General features: G+C 59.0%; 16 protein-coding genes. 8 read left to right on the top strand and 8 right to left on the bottom strand.

Annotated features, from left to right (window positions below; translation table 11 throughout):
* The first annotated feature begins 23 nt into the window (after nucleotides 1-23).
* Nucleotides 24-1,715: a sensor histidine kinase gene (locus FHU12_RS03595; protein WP_141972831.1), complete on the top strand. Its 1,692-nt coding sequence runs from the start codon at nucleotides 24-26 to the stop codon at nucleotides 1,713-1,715.
* Nucleotides 1,712-2,446, top strand: coding sequence for a LytR/AlgR family response regulator transcription factor (locus FHU12_RS03590; protein WP_141967460.1), 735 nt, complete (start codon nucleotides 1,712-1,714; stop codon nucleotides 2,444-2,446). The genes FHU12_RS03595 and FHU12_RS03590 overlap by 4 nt, the downstream gene beginning before the upstream one ends.
* 4 nt (nucleotides 2,447-2,450) lie before the next feature.
* Here the strand turns inward: FHU12_RS03590 and FHU12_RS03585 are convergent, their stop codons facing one another.
* Entirely contained in the window at nucleotides 2,451-2,783 is a 333-nt protein-coding gene (locus FHU12_RS03585) for a DUF2502 domain-containing protein (RefSeq protein ID WP_019453817.1), read from the bottom strand.
* A 397-nt stretch (nucleotides 2,784-3,180) separates the two neighbouring features.
* Here FHU12_RS03585 and FHU12_RS03580 point away from each other — a divergent pair, with 397 nt between their 5' ends.
* Nucleotides 3,181-4,410, top strand: a complete 1,230-nt coding sequence (locus FHU12_RS03580) for an L-lactate MFS transporter (RefSeq protein ID WP_141967458.1) — start codon at nucleotides 3,181-3,183, stop codon at nucleotides 4,408-4,410.
* 69 nt (nucleotides 4,411-4,479) lie between these two features.
* Here FHU12_RS03580 and glk read toward each other — a convergent pair whose 3' ends face one another.
* Nucleotides 4,480-5,442, bottom strand: coding sequence for a glucokinase (gene glk / locus FHU12_RS03575; RefSeq protein WP_141967455.1), 963 nt, complete (start codon nucleotides 5,440-5,442; stop codon nucleotides 4,480-4,482).
* 310 nt (nucleotides 5,443-5,752) lie between these two features.
* On the opposite strand from glk, the gene FHU12_RS03570 reads away from it, so the two are divergent.
* Nucleotides 5,753-7,000 carry an ion channel protein gene (locus FHU12_RS03570; protein ID WP_141967453.1) on the top strand — a complete coding sequence of 416 codons (1,248 nt, stop codon included), beginning with the start codon at nucleotides 5,753-5,755 and terminating at the stop codon, nucleotides 6,998-7,000.
* Here FHU12_RS03570 and FHU12_RS03565 read toward each other — a convergent pair.
* A complete protein-coding gene (locus tag FHU12_RS03565) occupies nucleotides 6,997-7,689 on the bottom strand; it encodes an aspartate/glutamate racemase family protein (protein ID WP_141967451.1) in 693 nt (230 codons plus the stop codon). The two genes, FHU12_RS03570 and FHU12_RS03565, sit on opposite strands and share 4 nt — an antisense overlap.
* A gap of 66 nt (nucleotides 7,690-7,755) precedes the next feature.
* Nucleotides 7,756-8,208, bottom strand: coding sequence for a multidrug/biocide efflux PACE transporter (locus tag FHU12_RS03560; RefSeq protein WP_016926809.1), 453 nt, complete (start codon nucleotides 8,206-8,208; stop codon nucleotides 7,756-7,758).
* A gap of 98 nt (nucleotides 8,209-8,306) precedes the next feature.
* On the opposite strand from FHU12_RS03560, the gene FHU12_RS03555 reads away from it, so the two are divergent.
* Nucleotides 8,307-9,176, top strand: coding sequence for a LysR family transcriptional regulator (locus tag FHU12_RS03555; RefSeq protein ID WP_016926808.1), 870 nt, complete (start codon nucleotides 8,307-8,309; stop codon nucleotides 9,174-9,176).
* Here the strand turns inward: FHU12_RS03555 and FHU12_RS03550 are convergent.
* Entirely contained in the window at nucleotides 9,173-10,834 is a 1,662-nt protein-coding gene (locus FHU12_RS03550) for an alpha-keto acid decarboxylase family protein (protein ID WP_141967449.1), read from the bottom strand. The genes FHU12_RS03555 and FHU12_RS03550 overlap by 4 nt on opposite strands.
* Before the next feature lie 187 nt (nucleotides 10,835-11,021).
* Here FHU12_RS03550 and mgrA point away from each other — a divergent pair, with 187 nt between their 5' ends.
* The gene (gene mgrA, locus FHU12_RS03545; protein ID WP_141967447.1) at nucleotides 11,022-12,011 is read left to right on the top strand and encodes an L-glyceraldehyde 3-phosphate reductase; all 990 of its coding nucleotides are present in this window, start codon (nucleotides 11,022-11,024) and stop codon (nucleotides 12,009-12,011) included.
* Here the strand turns inward: mgrA and FHU12_RS03540 are convergent.
* A complete protein-coding gene (locus FHU12_RS03540; RefSeq protein ID WP_129992796.1) occupies nucleotides 12,003-12,236 on the bottom strand; it encodes a hypothetical protein in 234 nt (77 codons plus the stop codon). The genes mgrA and FHU12_RS03540 overlap by 9 nt on opposite strands.
* Here FHU12_RS03540 and FHU12_RS03535 point away from each other — a divergent pair.
* Nucleotides 12,235-12,645, top strand: coding sequence for a DUF2502 domain-containing protein (locus FHU12_RS03535; protein WP_046687581.1), 411 nt, complete (start codon nucleotides 12,235-12,237; stop codon nucleotides 12,643-12,645). The two genes, FHU12_RS03540 and FHU12_RS03535, sit on opposite strands and share 2 nt — an antisense overlap.
* Nucleotides 12,646-12,686: 41 nt before the next feature.
* Here FHU12_RS03535 and FHU12_RS03530 read toward each other — a convergent pair whose 3' ends face one another.
* On the bottom strand, nucleotides 12,687-13,922 hold the full coding sequence (locus FHU12_RS03530) for an Nramp family divalent metal transporter (protein WP_033635427.1): 1,236 nt from the start codon (nucleotides 13,920-13,922) through the stop codon (nucleotides 12,687-12,689).
* A 377-nt stretch (nucleotides 13,923-14,299) separates the two neighbouring features.
* Between FHU12_RS03530 and FHU12_RS03525 the strand changes: the two genes are divergently transcribed.
* On the top strand, nucleotides 14,300-15,487 hold the full coding sequence (locus tag FHU12_RS03525; protein ID WP_004936373.1) for a NupC/NupG family nucleoside CNT transporter: 1,188 nt from the start codon (nucleotides 14,300-14,302) through the stop codon (nucleotides 15,485-15,487).
* Between the two features lie 273 nt (nucleotides 15,488-15,760).
* Here the strand turns inward: FHU12_RS03525 and FHU12_RS03520 are convergent, their stop codons facing one another.
* A complete protein-coding gene (locus FHU12_RS03520; protein WP_141967445.1) occupies nucleotides 15,761-16,825 on the bottom strand; it encodes a hypothetical protein in 1,065 nt (354 codons plus the stop codon).
* Between the last annotated feature and the right edge of the window lie 213 nt (nucleotides 16,826-17,038).

The following is a 17,038-nucleotide window of genomic DNA, read 5'->3' as shown; positions in this document are numbered from 1 at the left end:
CCGTCGTGCACCCTTTTTTTGAAATGCTGTTGGCGGTGTTTGATCGCGCCGCGCTGATGTTGATCTGTCTGTTTTTCCTGACCCGCACCCGGCTGTTCCGCCAACTGCTGCAAAAAGAAGACCATACGCCGCTCGAGCTCGGCATCGTCACGGCGATCTTCTCGCTGTTCGCGCTGTTCAGCACCTACTCCGGCATCAACGTCGAAGGATCGCTGGTTAACGTGCGCGTCATCGCCATCATGGCCGGCGGCATCCTGTTCGGCCCCTGGGTGGGGATCGTCACCGGCATCGTCGCCGGCGTGCACCGCTATCTGATCGATATCGGCGGCATCACGTCGGTGCCCTGTCTTATCACCAGCATCATCGCCGGCATCAGCGCCGGTTACATCAACCTCAAGGTGAAAAAAGAGCAGCGCTGGCGTGCCGGCATCGTCGGCGGCATGCTGTGCGAATCCCTCACCATGCTGCTGATCGTGCTGTGGGCCAAGCCGACCGAGCTTGGGCTGGACATCGTGTCGCAGATCGCCCTGCCGATGATCCTCGGCACGGTGTGCATCGGCCTGATCGTGCTGCTGGTGCAGAGCGTCGAGGATGAGAAAGAAGTGATCGCCGCGCGCCAGGCCAAGCTGGCGCTGGATATCGCCCACAAGACGCTGCCCTATTTCCGCAACATCAACAGCGAATCGCTGGCCACCATCTGCGATATCATTCGCCAAGACATCCGCGCCGACGCGGTAGCGATCACCGATACCCATCAGGTGCTGGCCTACGTCGGCGTAGGGCGCGAAGCCTACCCGATCGGCCGCGAAGGGCTGAGCCGCGTCACCCGCGAAAGCATTCGCCACGGCAAAATCATCATCAAGAACAACCTGGAAAACCCGGCGGCGCCGCAGATCCATTCGCAGCTGGTGGTGCCGCTGTGGGAAAAAGGCGAAGTGACCGGCGCGCTGAAAATCTACTACTGCCACGCCCACCAGATCACCAACACGCTGAAGGTGATGGCGGTCGGGCTGTCGCAGATCATCTCCACGCAGATGGAGGTGTCCCGCATCGAGCACCTGCGCCAGATGGCGGACAAGGCCGAAATGCGCGCGCTGCAGAGCAAGATTAACCCGCACTTCCTGTTCAACGCGCTGAACGCCATCTCTTCCTCTATTCGCCTGAATCCGGACACCGCGCGCCAGCTGATCATTAACCTGTCACGCTACCTGCGCTACAACCTGGAGCTGAACGACGAACTGATCGATATCCGCAAGGAGTTACATCAGATTCAGGACTATATCGCCATCGAACAGGCCCGCTTCGGCGCCAAGCTGACGGTGATCTACGACATCGACGACGATGTCTCGGTGCGCATTCCGAGCCTGCTGATCCAGCCGCTGGTGGAGAACGCCATCGTGCACGGCATCCAGCCCTGTAAGGGGAAAGGGGTGGTGGTGATCGCGGTGAAGGATCAGGGTGATCGGGTGAAAATTTCGGTGAAGGATACCGGTAACGGCATCAACCAGGACACCATCGACCGGGTGGCGCGCAACGAAATGCCGGGCCACAATATCGGCCTGCTCAACGTGCATCACCGCGTGTCGCTGCTGTACGGTGAGGGGTTGCATATCCGCCGCCTAGAGCCGGGCACCGAAATCGCGTTCTACATCAGCAAAAACGGCGGCAAACTGCATCAGGAACCGAGCGCGCCGCCGGTCGGGGAGGCCTCATGAAAGCCATCATCGTGGAAGACGAATTCCTCGCGCAGGAAGAACTCAGCTACCTGATCAAGAAACACAGCAATATCGATATCGTCGCCACCTTCGAGGACGGTCTCGACGTCCTGAAATACCTGCAAACCCACCAGGTCGACGCCATTTTCCTCGACATCAACATCCCGTCGTTGGACGGCGTGCTGCTGGCGCAAAACATCAGCAAGTTTGCGCATCGCCCGTCGATCGTGTTCATCACCGCCTATAAAGAGCACGCGGTGGAAGCGTTCGAGATCGAGGCGTTCGACTATATCCTCAAGCCCTATCACGAGGCGCGCATCGTCACCATGCTGCAAAAGCTGGAGGCGCTGCATCAGCGTCCCGCCGGCGCGGCGGAACCGACCAGCGCGCCGAGCCGCGGCAGCCACAGCATCAACCTGATCAAAGACGAGCGGATCATCGTTACCGACATCAACGACATCTACTACGCCGCCGCCGATGAAAAGGTGACGCGGGTCTATACCCGCCGGGAAGAGTTCGTGATGCCGATGAACATCACCGAGTTTTACGGCCGGCTGCCGGAAGCGCACTTCTTCCGCTGCCACCGCTCTTACTGCGTAAACCTGGCGAAGATCCGCGAGATCGTGCCCTGGTTCAACAATACCTACATTCTGCGGCTGAGCGATCTTGAGTTTGAAGTGCCGGTCAGCCGCAGCAAGGTGAAAGAGTTTCGCCAGCTGATGCGCCTGTAAGCACTTACCAGCGCGGGCCTGGACGGTAGTAATAGCCGGGCGGCGGCGGTGGCGGCATACGGTAATGCGGCCGGTCGCGCCAGTCGCGCGGCGGTGGCCCGTAGTAAATCACCCGTGGCGGCGGGCCGTAGTAGTACCCGCGCGGGCGTTCATACCGGTGGTGATCGGCCCACCAGCGCGGATCGCGCCAGCGATAGCCGTCCCAGTAGTGGCCGCGATTGTCGCGATCGCCGATATGCAACGACAGGCCCGGCACGTTCACGCCGATGGACACGTCGGCCTGGCTCGCCAGCGGCAGCGCCAGCAGCGCGGCCAGTAACAACAGCGTTTTTTTCATTTCATGGACTCCTGCAGAGCGGACCTCGTCCGATCGCAGATAACATAGTCCCGCGCTCATCGCCGCTCTATAGGCGCAATGCCGATTTACGCCTTTCAGACGCATCCTTCACAATTTCACCACAATCGTTCACCGCCGATTAACAATAAATCGTTGATATCTTTGATGTAGATCACGTATCACCCCCGGCATTTCACGCGCTTTTCGGCGCAAAAACGGCAACTCACGCCGCATAACATGCATTTCATTCCTTCCGTCGTGCAACTCATTCCCGATCCGCCGCCCGCCGGGGGTGCCGGCCATATAATAAGCCCATACCGCGGGAACACAGATTCACCCCGCAAATTTCAGCCAGCGGCTCACGCCCGGCAACGCACACACAGGAAGGAGACCGGCCATGAACACCAAACCGGCAAATCGCAGCTTAGTCGTTCTCGGCACCATCATCTGCCAGATGGGTCTGGGCACCATCTACACCTGGAGCCTGTTCAACCAGCCGCTGGTCGACAAGTTCCACTGGGGGCTGGCGGACGTTGCCACCACCTTCTCCATCACCAGCTTCTTCCTGGCCTTCGCCACGCTGTTCGCCGGCAAGCTGCAAGAACGCTTCGGCATCCGCAATCTGACGCTGTGTTCCGGCATCCTGGTCGGCCTGGGTCTCATCGCCAGCGCCCACGTCAGCTCGCTCGACATGATCTACCTGCTGGCCGGCGTGGTGGTGGGCTTTGCGGTCGGTATCGCCTACATCTCCACCCTGTCCAACCTGATTAAGTGGTTCCCCGCCAACAAAGGCCTGATTTCCGGCATCTCCGTCGGCGCCTTCGGCAGCGGCAGCCTGCTGTTCAAATACGTCAACGCCGCCCTGATCGCCGACGTCGGCGTTTCCGGCGCCTTCTTCTACTGGGGTGCCATCGTGATGGGTCTGATCGTCGTCGGCTCCCTGTTGCTGAAAGAGCCGGTGCTGGCGACCAACGCCGCGCAGCAAGGCGCCAACGGTCTGGGCAACGACTACAGCGTGCGTCAGATGCTGGCCACCAAAGAAGCCTACCTGCTGTTCACCATCTTCTTCGCTGCCTGCATGAGCGGTCTGTACCTGATTGGCATCGTGAAAGACATGGGCGTTCAACTGGCCGGGATGGATTTGGCCACCGCCGCCAACACCGTGTCCGCCGTCGCCATCTTCAACACCGCCGGCCGCATCATCCTGGGTACGCTGTCCGATAAAGTGGGCCGCATGCGCGTCATCAGCTTCACCATGCTGGTTACCGTGCTGGCGATTGTCGCCCTGAGCTTCATGACTCTGAACCACACGCTGTTCTTCATCTGCGTCGGTGCGGTGGCCTTCTGCTTCGGCGGTAACATCACCGTGTTCCCGGCGATTGTCGGCGACTTCTTCGGCCTGAAAAACCACAGCAAGAACTACGGCATCATCTACCAGGGTTTCGGCCTGGGCGCGCTGGCCGGTTCGTTCGTCGCCAAATACTTCGGCGGCTTCCACGCCACCTTCATGGTGATTGGCGTCCTGTCCGCCGCCTCTCTGCTGATTACGCTGTTCATCAAAGCGCCGAAAGCGGTGGAAGCGGAAACGGCGGAAACCGCCCAGACGGCGGAGCTGGCCAAAGCCTGATACCCCGCGGAAACGACAAGGGGCGCAACCTGCGGGTTGCGCCCCTTTTTTATTGCCCCGCCACTGAGCTTACAGATGCATGCCCAGCGTCTGGCGCAGATGCGCGCCGGCCCCCAACAGGCCCGGTTGGCCATGGGTTATCATGAATACCGGGATTTCGCGCACATAGTCGCGGAAGCGCCCCTTGTCTTCGAAAGCGGCGCGGAAGCCCGAGGCTTTGAAGAATTCCATAAAGCGCGGCACGATGCCGCCGGCGATGTACACGCCGCCGAAGGTGCCCAGATTCAACGCCAGGTTACCGCCGAAGCGCCCCATGATCACGCAAAACAGCGACAGCGCGCGGCGGCAATCGATGCAGCTGTCAGCCAGCGCCCGCTCGGTGATGTCCTTCGGCTCCCATTTCTCCGGCAGGCGATTGTCCGCCTTGACGATAGCGCGATACAGGTTGACCAGGCCCGGCCCGGACAGCACGCGCTCGGCGGAAACGTGCCCCACTTCACCGCGCAGCACCTCCAGAATAATGTCCTCTTCTTCGCTGTTCGGCGCGAAATCGACATGGCCGCCCTCGCCCGGCAGGCTGACCCAGCGGCGATCGACGTGCACCAGGTGGGCGACGCCCAGCCCGGTGCCGGCGCCGTACACCGCGATCGGCTTGCCCGGTTGCGCATCGCCGCCGCCAAACTGCAGCACGTCTTCCGGCGAGAGCATCGGGATCGCCATCGATACGGCGGTGAAATCGTTGATCACTTCCAGATGGCTCAGCCCCAGGCTGGCCTTCATTTCTTTGATCGAGAACGCCCAGCTGTGGTTGGTCATCGCCACCCAGTCTTCGGTCACCGGGCAGGCGATCGCGATACAGGCGTCCTGCACCTCGATATCGCACGCTTTCAGGTAGTGGCGGATCACCGCCTCCAGGCTGTCGAACTCCAGGCCGGAATAGGTTTTCGCCTGGGTAATCTCACCCGTCGCAACAGTGCACAACGCCAGGCGGGCATTGGTGCCGCCAACATCACCCACGAGGGCATAGGTCATTGATTTCGTCTCCGCAAAATGAAAAATAAAACGCTGCCCACACTGTAAAATCCTGCTGCAAAAACAACAATCACCCGCCTCGTATCTGCACCCCAATAGCGATCCGGATCACAAAAAACGTTTCAGCTGGCCCGCGACGCCGCGCTTTGAAACAAATTGCGGCAAAAAACGCCCCTCGGCGACTGTTAACCGTCATCGACGCCGGGCAATATCAATGCGTGCCTGCGCGCCGATAGTCTGGCAAGCTGTGGCCACTGTCCAACCACCCGCTCTCCCTGCCCTGCCGGGAGGCATCGACAAGGGATTATCCATGCTGCATCCGCGCGCCAATGCCATGTTGGCCTTTGCTTTGCCTGCGCTGATTATCGGTTCCGCCTCCAGTCTGGTGCTGTTGTTGGTGATGAAAATCGCCGCCGCACTGCAGCAGTTACTGTGGGTAACGCTGCCCGATGCGCTGAGCCTGGACGCCCAGTCGCCCTGGTGGCCGGTCGCGATGCTGACGCTGACCGGTGTGACGGTTGGCCTTATCGTGCGCTATATGCCGGGCCATGCCGGGCCGGATCCGGCGACGGAATCGCTGATCGGCATGCCCCTGCCGCTCTCCGCCCTGCCGGGGCTGGGGTTGGCGCTGATCGTCGGCCTGGCCGGCGGCGTCAGCCTGGGGCCGGAAAACCCGATCACCGCCATCAATATCGCGCTGGTAGCGGCGGCTGGGGCTCGCCTGCTGCCGAAAGTGCCGCGCATGGACTGGATTATCCTGGCGGCGGCGGGCACCATCGGCGCGATGTTCGGCACACCGGTCGCCGCCGCGCTGATCTTCTCGCAAACCCTGGCAGGCAATAACGAAACGCCGTTGTGGGATCGGCTGTTCGCCCCGCTGGTGGCCGCCGCTGCCGGCGCGGTCACCACCCAGATATTCTTCGTGCCCAACTTCGCCCTGCAGCTCGACGCCTATGACGTGACGCGGCTGCCGGACATCTTCAGCGGCGCCATTGTGGCGCTGATCGCCATCGCGCTCGGCATGGTGGCGCTGTGGTGCTTCCCGCACGTTCACCGCCTGTTCCATTCGATGAAGAATCCGGTGTTGATGCTAGGACTGGGGGGCTTTGTACTGGGCCTGCTGGCGCTGGTGGGCGGAGAGATTACCCTGTTCAATGGGTTGGATGAAATGAAGCGCCTCGCGGCAGACGGCAGCTATTCGGTGCCCGCGCTGTTGACCATTACCCTGTCCAAGCTGGCAGCGCTGGTGATCGCCGCCGCCAGCGGCTTTCGCGGCGGGCGCATCTTCCCGGCAGTGTTCGTCGGCGTGGCGCTGGGGCTGATGCTGCACCAGCACGTTCCGGCGGTGCCGGCAGCGATCACCGTCTCCTGCGCCATCATGGGGCTGGTGCTGGTGGTCACGCGCGACGGCTGGCTCAGCCTGTTCATGGCGGTAGCGGTAGTGCCGGATCTGCACCTGCTGCCGGTGCTGTGCATCGTGATGCTGCCCGCCTGGCTGACGCTGGCGGGCAAACCGCTGATGCTGGTGAACCGCCGGCAACCGCCGCACGACGATTAGGCCAGCGCGAACGCCGCAGCGGCGCGGGCGTGGATCGCGGTGGTGTCGAACACCGGCACCGACGCATCCCGCTCGCTCACCAGCAAGCCTATCTCGGTGCAGCCGAAAATAATCCCCTGCGCTCCCTGCTGCTCCAGATCGCTGATGATCCGGCGATACTCATCGCGCGAGGCGTCGCGAATGTTACCGAGGCACAGTTCATCATAGATGATGCGGTGTACGATGTCGCGATCGGCGCTGACCGGCGTCACCACGTCGATGCCGTGCAATTCCTGCAGGCGGCCGCGATAGAAGGTCTGCTCCATGGTAAAGCGCGTGCCCAGCAGCCCGACGCGGCGAATGTTTTTTTCCCGCACCTGCAGCGCCGTGGCGTCGGCGATGTGAATCAACGGCAGGCCGCTGGCCTGCTCGACCGCCTCCGCCACCTTGTGCATGGTGTTGGTGCAGATCACGATAGCTTCGGCGCCGGCGGCGCGCAAAGCCACCGCGGCGGCGGCCAGCAGCCGGCCGGCGCCGTCCCAATCGCCCTGGTGCTGCAAGCGTTCAACCTCCTGAAAATCGACGCTGTAGAGCACGATTTTGGCCGAATGTAGCCCGCCGAGGCGCGCCTTTACCTGCTCGTTGATGGTGCGGTAATACGGAATGGTGGATTCCCAACTCATGCCGCCCAGCAAACCCAACACTTTCATCCTTCGTTCCTCAGCATTTCCGACGATCCTCTGACATTACCTGAGAATCGCCGGGCTGACGACGCCTTATTTGGCGCCGGAGTTGATCGGCTGGCGCGCTTCGAACCAGCGCTGGCGCAGCGTGTCGTACAGCCAGTTATAGGCCATGGTGTACGGCAGGAAGAACAGGAAGAAACCGATTTCCAGCATAAACGCCTGCGCCCAGGAAATGCTCAGCATCCAGGCGGCGATCGGCACGCCGATCAGGATAAAACCGGCTTCAAAGCCGACGGCGTGCAGCGCACGCACTTTCAGGTTACGCACCACCCGGCTGACCGGCCACAGGCGGTCGAACACCGTGTTATAAACCATGTTCCACAGCATCGCGACGGTGGAGAGCATCACCGCCAACGCACCGACCTGCACCATTGAGCGGTTCAACAACCACGCGCCCAGCGGGGCGCAAACCATCACGGCGATGGCCTCGAAACCGACGGCGTGGACGATACGTTCAATGAGAGACTTGTTTTGCAGTTGCATACATCACCTTTTTTTCAACAGTTGTTGCGAAAGCCAGGTGATTATCATCGTTTTTTTGGGTAGATTAAAAATAGGTTCCATCGATAAAGTAGATACATATGCACTATTCACCGGAAGCGTTACAGGCGTTCGTGGAAGCCGCCGCCCTCGGCTCATTTTCCGCCGCCGCGCGCAAGCTGCGTAAAAGCCAATCCACCGTCAGCACCGCCATCGCCAATCTGGAGGCCGACCTGGCATTGACGCTGTTCGATCGCAGTGCGCGCCAGCCGGTGCTCACCGCCGCCGGCCGCAAAGTGCTGGGGCATGTACAGGCGATCCTCGCGGCCAGCGAACGGCTCGACGCCCTGAGCATTCAACTGGCGGGCGAGGTTGAACCGCGCCTGAGCATGGTGTTTTCCGATACCTACCAGCCCAAACATCACGATCGGTTGATGCAACTGTTCGAACAGCGCTACCCGGAAATTGAGCTGGAATGGATGATCGCCGAGGAAGGCGACGTTATCGATCTGCTGCAAAGCGGCCGCGCGCATTTGGGCATGGTGGAAGTGCAAAAAAGTTATCCGCCGGATATCGCCTTCTCCCGGCTGCCTGAGCAGACCGAAATGGGGCTGTTCGTCGCCCATCAGCATCCGCTGGCGCAGGTCGCCGCGCCGACGCCGGAGCAGTTGTCCAGCACCCGCCAGCTGATCCTGAATACCTACACCGGCGCCGAAGCGGCCAGACAGGGTGGCCTGGTCTGGTCGGCGCCCAGCTATCTGCTGTTGCTGGAGATGGCGGAACAAGGATTCGGTTGGGCGGTGTTGCCGCACTGGCTGGTGCAGCAATACGGCCACGGCAGACTCACCCAGCTGCGCCCGCGCGGCTGGCCAAAACTGATTTCGGTGGATGCGGTATGGTCCAAACTGACCCCGCCGGGCCCGGCGGGGTTCTGGATGCTGGAGCGCCTGCTGGGCGATACCCTGCCTTAAGCGGCGGCGTTGCGTGCCTGAATGGCGCGTGAGACGGTATCGAGCAGTTCCGGCATGTCCATCTTCGGCAGCATCACTTCAATAAAGGCCAGCCGATCATCGTCCGCTACCTCACGCAGCGCCTGGCGCAATCCGTCCGGATCGCTAACCCGCAACGCCTTCACCGGCCGCTCACCGGCCAGCGCCGGCGGCAACTGCGTCCAGTTCCAGTGCGCGATGTCGTTATAACTTTGCTCCGGCCCGTGGATCGCACGCTCGATCGTGTAGCCCTGATTATTCAGCACGAAGATCACCGGCTTAAGCCCGTCGCGCAGCATCGATCCCAATTCCTGTACGGTCAGCTGCGCGGCGCCGTCGCCGATCAGCAATACTGCCCGCCGCTGCGGTTCGGCGATCTGTACGCCAAACGTCGCCGGCAGGGTATAGCCGATCGATCCCCAGAGCGCCTGCACGATCAGGCGGCAGCCACGCGGCAACGTCAGCGCCGCCGCGCCGAAACAGGCGGTGCCCTGATCGGCCAGCACGATATCCCCGGGCCGCAGGAAATCCTGTATCTGCCGCCAGAAGGCGTGCTGAACCAGCCCTTCCCCATCGGCTTCCGGCAGCGTTGGGCGGACGATCGGCGGCAACGGCCAGCGTGACGCCAGCGACAGGCTCAGGCGGTGCAGCGCCTGCACCGCCTCGCGCATTGGAATGCGGCTAAAGCGCTGCCGCCCAACCCAGGCTTCGAACGGCTGAATATCGATGCATTTTTCCACCGGCAAATGATGCGTGAAACCGGCAGTGATGGTGTCGGTCAAACGCACGCCGACGTTGATCACCACATCGGCGTTTTCGATAAGCTGTTTCACCGCCGGATCGCTGGCGCCGCCGCAGTAAGTCCCGACAAATCCGGCTCGGTTCTCATCCAGCACGCCTTTGCCGAGCAGCAGCGTAGCATGCGGAATGTCGACCTCCTGCATCCACTCGTCCAGCGCCGCTTCGGCGCCGAAGCGATCGGCCAGGAAGTCCGCCAGCAGCGATACCCGCCGCGCCGACAGCAGCTTTTCGCGCGCTGCGGCGATAAATGCCTGCAATGCGCTGCGCGACAGTCTGGCCTGACGCAACATCAACGGCGCCGGTTTGGCCGACAGCGGCGCTTGTGCGACGTCGCTGGGCAACATCAGGTAAACCGGGCGATGTTCCAGCAAGGCGACGCCCATCAGGCGGTCTATCTCCACGGCGGCGTTATCGGCGGTCAGGTTAGCCTGTGCGACGGTCACCTCTTTGGCTATCCGGGCGAAGTGGGTAAAGTCGCCATCCCCCAATGAATGGTGCAGCAAATCACCGGCGCGCTGGGCTCGCTGCGCCGGCGTGCCGACCACGTGGATCACCGGCAGGTATTCGGCGTAGCTGCCGGCCACCCCATTCAACGCGCTCAGTTCCCCCACGCCAAAGGTGGTGAGCAGCGCCGCCGCCGGTTTGCAGCGCGCATAGCCGTCGGCGGCGTAGGCGGCGTTCAGCTCGTTGGCGCAGCCTACCCAGGTGATTTGCGGATGAGCGAGGACGTGGTCGAGGAATTGCAGGTTGTAATCCCCCGGCACACCGAAGAAATGACGGATGCCGATTTGGGCCAGACGATCGAGCAGATAATCGGCCACCGTATAGGTCTGAGTCATGATCATCACCTGTCTGCACTGGAGCGATTATCTTAAGTATCGAAGATGCCGTTCAAATTTCGAACAAATGCTTCTGCATCGATCGGCAACCTGGCGTTACATGCCGGCGCTGTGATCGCTCCCCCGGCAGCACGGTGTGGAAACGTATACACTCAAAGCACTTCACCTCTCGCCGACAAGGATAACTATGTCCTACCAAGCCTCTCCTACGCGTTATCAAGATATGGAATACCGGCGCTGTGGCCGCAGCGGGCTGAAGCTGCCCGCCGTCTCGCTCGGGCTGTGGCACAACTTCGGCGACGCCACGCTGTACGACAACGCCCGCGGCCTGATCCGCTGCGCCTTCGATCGCGGCATAACCCATTTCGATTTGGCCAACAACTACGGCCCACCGCCCGGCGCCGCCGAGGAGAACTTTGGCCGCATTCTCAACGCCGATCTGCGGGCCTGGCGCGATGAGCTGATCGTCTCATCCAAAGCCGGTTACACCATGTGGCCCGGCCCCTATGGTGACTGGGGTTCGAAAAAGTACCTGGTCGCCAGCCTCGATCAGAGCCTGAAGCGCATGGGGTTGGAGTATGTGGATATCTTTTATCACCACCGGCCGGATCCGGATACGCCGCTGGAAGAAACCATGGCGGCGCTGGATTTGTTGGTGCGCCAGGGCAAAGCGCTGTATGTCGGCCTGTCCAACTACCCGGCCGAGCGCGCGCGGCAGGCGTTCGACATTCTGCAGCGGCTCGGTACGCCGTGCGTGATCCACCAGCCCAAGTATTCGATGTTGGAACGCACGCCGGAGGCGGGATTGCTGGATACATTGGCGGAGCATGGCGTGGGGTCGATCGCCTTCTCGCCGCTGGCGGGCGGCCTGCTGACCGACCGCTACCTGCACGGCGTTCCGCAAGATTCCCGCGCCGCCAGCGGCAGCCGCTTCCTGCAGCCGGAGCAACTGACCGACGAGCGGCTGGACAAGGTGCGCCGCCTCGATGCGCTGGCGCGGCAACGCGGGCAGAAGCTGTCGCAGATGGCGCTGGCCTGGGTGCTGCGCGGCGATCGCGTTACCTCGGTGCTGATCGGCGCCAGCAAGAATGCGCAGATAGAAGACGCGGTGGGCATGCTGGCCAATCGTCACTTCAGTGAAGAAGAACTCGCGCAGATCGAGAAAATCTTATTGTAATCGTTTACAAATTCCGCCGCTCAATCGAGCGGCGATACTCCAGAAAAATCTCAAATCTTGAACTCCCGCACCGTTTTCAGAATGGCTCTCAGATTCAACCCTATGCGCCGGCGCTATGATGCCGATATTGCAGCAAAAATAACGATAAGGCCGCTTTTTAAACTGATGAACGCGCTTCATAAAGTGATCAACGGCCAGGCCGCGCAAGCGGAAAGGAGAAGTCATGTTTAAACCTCTGCTCTTGGCCGCCATCTTGGCGGCGACGGTGCTGCCCGCCGCACAGCAGGCTCACGCCGAAGGGCTCAGCATCGATCTGATGCCGGGCGTTTCATTGCGCATCGGCGATCAGGACAATCGCGGCCGTTACTGGGACGGTTACGACTGGCGCGATCGCGACTGGTGGCAAGGCCATCAGGGCCGCTATCTCGGCGACCGCAGCCCGCGTGGTTATTACTGGGACGGCTATCGCTGGCGCGACCGCGACTATTGGCGCAAATACTACTACTCGCGCGATGGCCGTTATTACAAGTGCGACCGCCGTTGCGACAAGCATTACTGGAAGAAAGAGAAAAAGCACCACCACGATCATGATCGCGATCGCTGGCGCCGCCACGGCGATGACGACCGCGATTAACGACGACGGGCCGGCACCATGCCGGCCCGCGTTTTTTTTGCCTACAGCACGCTGCCGATCAGCAGGTAGCCGTTCAATCCCACCACCACCAGCACGATCAGCTTGCCCAGGTTTTGCACCACAGGGCCGTTAACCATCTCCCCCATCAGCGCCCGATTGCCGGTGAAAGCCAGCAGCGGCACCAGCGCCAACGCAATGCCGAAGCTGAGCAGCACCTGGCTCAACACCAGAATCCGCGTCGCGTCCATCCCGAGCATGATGACGATAAACGACGGCAGCATGGTCACCGCGCGCCGCAGCCACAGCGGAATATGGAAATGCACGAACCCCTGCATCACCACCTGCCCCGCCAGCGTGCCCACGACGGTAGAAGAGAGGCCGGCGGCCACCAGGCTCAGACCAAACACGGTGGCGGCGGCTTGCCCGAGCAGCGGTTGCAGCGTCAGGTAAGCCACGTCGAGATCGGCGATGCCGCTGTGGCCGCTGAAATGAAACGCGGCGGCGGCGGTGGCCATCATCGCCAGGTTGACGAAGCCGGCGATGGTCATGGCCACGGCGACATCGACTTTGGTGGCGGCATAGCGCTCCGCCTTGTCGTGCTCGCCGCCGATTTGGGTGAGCGACGAATGCAGGTAGATCACGTGCGGCATGATGGTGGCGCCCAATACCCCGGCGGCGAGAAATACCGCATCGCCGTTAGGCAGATCGGGCAGCGCCATGCCCTTCAGCAGCGGCGCGAGCTGCGGCTGGGAGAATGCCAACTCGACGATATAAGCGGCGGCGACGAACAGCAGCAGGCCACCAATCACCAGTTCCAGCGGCTTTTGCCCGCGTTTTTGCAGCATCAAAATTAAAAAGGTGGCGATGCCGGTCAGCACCGCGCCCTGCAACAGGGACACGCCGAGCAGCAGCTTGAAGCCGATCGCCGCGCCGATAAATTCGGCCAGATCGGTCGCCATGGCGATGATCTCCGCCTGCACCCAATAGGCCCATACCGCCGGCCGCGGGAAACGATCGCGAATATGCTCGGCCAGGTTTTTCCCGGTGGCGATGCCCAGCTTGGCAGACAGCAGTTGGATCAGCATCGCCATCACGTTGGCCCAGACCACGACCCACAGCAAACTGTAGCCGAACGAGGCGCCGGCCTGGATGTTGGTGGCGAAGTTGCCGGGGTCGATATAGCCGATAGCGGCGATGAAGGCGGGCCCCATCAGCGAGAGTTTGATTTTTCTGGCGGAGCGACCGGAGGTGGTTTCAACCACGCGACTGTTCAGCATATGTTGAACCCTTACTGAAATTACGTTTATCTCCACTCTATATAAATGATAATAATTATCAAGCGCATTTAGAGCGGTAAAACTTATCTCTGTAATAGCCAACATTAATGGTTTTATCGAAGGGTTCAGCGCGGAGCTTGCCGATTTCCGTGCTTTTCTGATGGGATTTTGGCTGCAATACCCCTGAAAGAAAGGTTAGCACAAGAATACGAATTTCCTATTTCTGCTTTAACATCTTGATTTTTTATGCTTTTGCGCAACACTTTAGGAGAATTCCCGCTATGATTTTCCATATTTGCAATAGAAGTCTCGTTTTTAAACGTAGCGTTACATAAAATGACAGCCGAAATTCAGCCTGCCTCAAATTTGGAGCAAACATGTCCCATATTGCGCACTTTGCGTTGGCGATAGTGGTGGTGGCGATCCTGGCCCTGTTGGTGTGCCGCGATCGTAAAAGCATCCGCATTCGCTATGTTATTCAACTACTGGTTATCGAAGTACTGCTGGCCTACTTTTTCCTGCATTCGGAAGCGGGTTTGGGCTTCGTAAAAGGATTTGCCGCGCTGTTTGACAAACTGCTCGGGTTTGCGGGACAAGGGACTGATTTCGTATTCGGCGGCATGGGCGACAAAGGCCTGGCGTTCTTCTTCCTGAAGGTGCTGTGCCCGATCGTCTTCATTTCGGCGCTGATCGGTATTCTGCAGTACATCAAGGTGCTGCCGTTCATCATCCGCATTATCGGTACCGTGCTGTCGAAAGTGAACGGCATGGGCAAGCTGGAGTCGTTCAACGCCGTCAGCTCGCTGATCCTGGGCCAATCCGAAAACTTCATCGCCTACAAGGATATCCTGGGCAAGATGTCGGAAAAGCGTATGTACACCATGGCGGCGACCGCGATGTCTACGGTCTCCATGTCCATCGTCGGCGCCTACATGACCATGCTGGACGCCAAGTTCGTGGTGGCGGCGCTGGTATTGAACATGTTCAGCACCTTTATCGTGCTGTCGCTGGTCAACCCGTACGACACCAATAAAGAAGAAGAGCTGCACCTCGGCAACCTGCACGAAGGCCAGAGCTTCTTCGAAATGCTGGGTGAATATATCCTGGCCGGCTTCAAAGTAGCGATTATCGTCGCCGCGATGCTGATTGGCTTCATCGCCCTGATCGCCGCGCTCAACGGTGTGTTCAGCGCTATCTTCGGCCTGAGCTTCCAGGAAATCCTTGGCTACTTCTTCTATCCGTTCGCCTGGATCATGGGCATTCCTAAGCACGAAGCCCTGCAGGTCGGCAGCATCATGGCCACCAAGCTGGTTTCCAACGAGTTCGTGGCAATGATGGAGCTGCAGAAAGTGTCTGCCGAACTGTCGCCGCGCAGCCTGGGGATCCTGTCGGTGTTCCTGGTGTCCTTCGCCAACTTCTCTTCCATCGGCATCGTGGCCGGTGCCATCAAGGGCCTGAACGAACACCAGGGCAACGTGGTGTCGCGCTTTGGTCTGAAGCTGGTGTACGGCTCTACGCTGGTCAGCATCCTGTCCGCTTCCATCGCGGGTCTGGTGCTGGGCTAAGTTCAGCGCCGCCATACACAGACAAAGGCGCCTGCGGGCGCCTTTTTTATGACTGCATTCTGGCCGCCGACAATGGCGCATGCTGACAGAAAACAAGCCCGCGCCGCTCGGCTAACCCTCCCCCTGCCATAATGCTTCGGCATACAATGGAATGGTGGAGGCAACCCTCTGCTTAGCCAGGACAGGGCGATGCTGTCCTGATAACAGAACGTTTTTGCCACGCCATACGGCGCTGCATTCAACTGCGCAAGCCGTTACCCTTAGAACAAACAATCAGTTGATAATCAGCGTTAACAGTGTCGTGATCTCTTCCGCAACGGCGGGCGAGGCATTGTAGTAAGAGTCCACACTTTCAACGACGACTATCTTTTTATTGTCATCACTGACTGTCCAGCATGGAATCACCGATTTGGCATCTTCAGAAGAGACGCCACGTGAACCAATTGAGAATATCGAACTGGACATTACGTCAATTTTACTTCTTGATAAATAAGCATCAATGTTTAAGTTTCTCGCCAATACCTCTACCGATTGGGGAAAGTGAACATCCATGCCAACCCTGATAACACGCCCATCGACAGAGGGTGTCAGCCATATATTGAACTCATTTTCAGAAATCCATATGGGCTGCGTTAAGTGGCTGATAGTGTCTGACAGGTAAAAGTCTTTAAAAACCGTTTTCGCCTCGACATCCACGGCATTAAATGAAAATATTTGATTGATTTTAAAATCATTTGTAAACTTAACCACGATATCATACAGATGTTTTTTTTCGTCAACAAAAATCACACCGTCTTCAATCCTGCCTAATCCCCCAATATTTTTATTTCTAAAAACATTCACTCGCGTGAAAAACGCCAGCTCATCACTAAAATATGAAAATATTTCAGCGACGTTAAGCAAAATAGAGTCGTAACTTACAAAGACAAATTTATTTTTATAATCAAGGAAAGGCGGCAATACAATCGATTCGTCATCACCACAGTTTTTCACTTCATAAGGCAAATTATACAGCTCATACAGCTTTATCAGCTGGTTGAGTTCCGCACGCTCAACCACACGTACCACCCTTTCTTTGCGGCCAAACTCACCGCTAGAGGCCAGAATAAATTTTTCCCATATCCATTGAGACTGGGCAGCAAATCGACTCAGGCGCGGGTTATCTTCATGCACGCTTCGCCATAGACAATGGCTCCCCAGAGAGGTCTTGAACTCATCGTAATCCAAGTCATCGAGAAAAAAATCAACGGAGATCCCTTTCCTCGCACAGGCCAACGCCGTCATCACCGCCGTTACCCCACCGCCACCAACAATTGCGATATTTTTATTTTTTTTCATGGATAACCTCATCCGATGATGCTGAAACAATGACAATAGTTTCATCAAGAAAACAATATCAATGTCAACACATAACCATCACTAACATTAATTAGCACATTAACAATCACAAGATTAATCAGAGGATAAAACTATTAGGATTGCTGAAATTTAGGATGCACGCACAAATTAACAGCATAAAAAACCACAAGCATAGAATTTTACTCTGAAAAT

The organism is Serratia marcescens (assembly GCF_006715005.1).
In the GTDB taxonomy this organism is placed as follows: Bacteria; Pseudomonadota; Gammaproteobacteria; order Enterobacterales; family Enterobacteriaceae; genus Serratia; species Serratia montpellierensis.
The sequence above is the reverse complement of the archived record's forward strand: the minus strand, read 5'-3'. Positions and strand labels throughout refer to the sequence as shown.

What these genes read in the sequence shown, in the direction of transcription:
- FHU12_RS03595 (WP_141972831.1), top strand. Translation starts at nt 24, where the DNA reads ATGCTGTTGGCGGTGTTTGATCGCGCCGCGCTGATGTTGATCTGTCTG.
- FHU12_RS03590 (WP_141967460.1), top strand. Translation starts at nt 1,712, where the DNA reads ATGAAAGCCATCATCGTGGAAGACGAATTCCTCGCGCAGGAAGAACTC.
- FHU12_RS03585 (WP_019453817.1), bottom strand. Translation starts at nt 2,783, where the DNA reads ATGAAAAAAACGCTGTTGTTACTGGCCGCGCTGCTGGCGCTGCCGCTG.
- FHU12_RS03580 (WP_141967458.1), top strand. Translation starts at nt 3,181, where the DNA reads ATGAACACCAAACCGGCAAATCGCAGCTTAGTCGTTCTCGGCACCATC.
- glk (WP_141967455.1), bottom strand. Translation starts at nt 5,442, where the DNA reads ATGACCTATGCCCTCGTGGGTGATGTTGGCGGCACCAATGCCCGCCTG.
- FHU12_RS03570 (WP_141967453.1), top strand. Translation starts at nt 5,753, where the DNA reads ATGCTGCATCCGCGCGCCAATGCCATGTTGGCCTTTGCTTTGCCTGCG.
- FHU12_RS03565 (WP_141967451.1), bottom strand. Translation starts at nt 7,689, where the DNA reads ATGAAAGTGTTGGGTTTGCTGGGCGGCATGAGTTGGGAATCCACCATT.
- FHU12_RS03560 (WP_016926809.1), bottom strand. Translation starts at nt 8,208, where the DNA reads ATGCAACTGCAAAACAAGTCTCTCATTGAACGTATCGTCCACGCCGTC.
- FHU12_RS03555 (WP_016926808.1), top strand. Translation starts at nt 8,307, where the DNA reads ATGCACTATTCACCGGAAGCGTTACAGGCGTTCGTGGAAGCCGCCGCC.
- FHU12_RS03550 (WP_141967449.1), bottom strand. Translation starts at nt 10,834, where the DNA reads ATGACTCAGACCTATACGGTGGCCGATTATCTGCTCGATCGTCTGGCC.
- mgrA (WP_141967447.1), top strand. Translation starts at nt 11,022, where the DNA reads ATGTCCTACCAAGCCTCTCCTACGCGTTATCAAGATATGGAATACCGG.
- FHU12_RS03535 (WP_046687581.1), top strand. Translation starts at nt 12,235, where the DNA reads ATGTTTAAACCTCTGCTCTTGGCCGCCATCTTGGCGGCGACGGTGCTG.
- FHU12_RS03540 (WP_129992796.1), bottom strand. Translation starts at nt 12,236, where the DNA reads ATGACTTCTCCTTTCCGCTTGCGCGGCCTGGCCGTTGATCACTTTATG.
- FHU12_RS03530 (WP_033635427.1), bottom strand. Translation starts at nt 13,922, where the DNA reads ATGCTGAACAGTCGCGTGGTTGAAACCACCTCCGGTCGCTCCGCCAGA.
- FHU12_RS03525 (WP_004936373.1), top strand. Translation starts at nt 14,300, where the DNA reads ATGTCCCATATTGCGCACTTTGCGTTGGCGATAGTGGTGGTGGCGATC.
- FHU12_RS03520 (WP_141967445.1), bottom strand. Translation starts at nt 16,825, where the DNA reads ATGAAAAAAAATAAAAATATCGCAATTGTTGGTGGCGGTGGGGTAACG.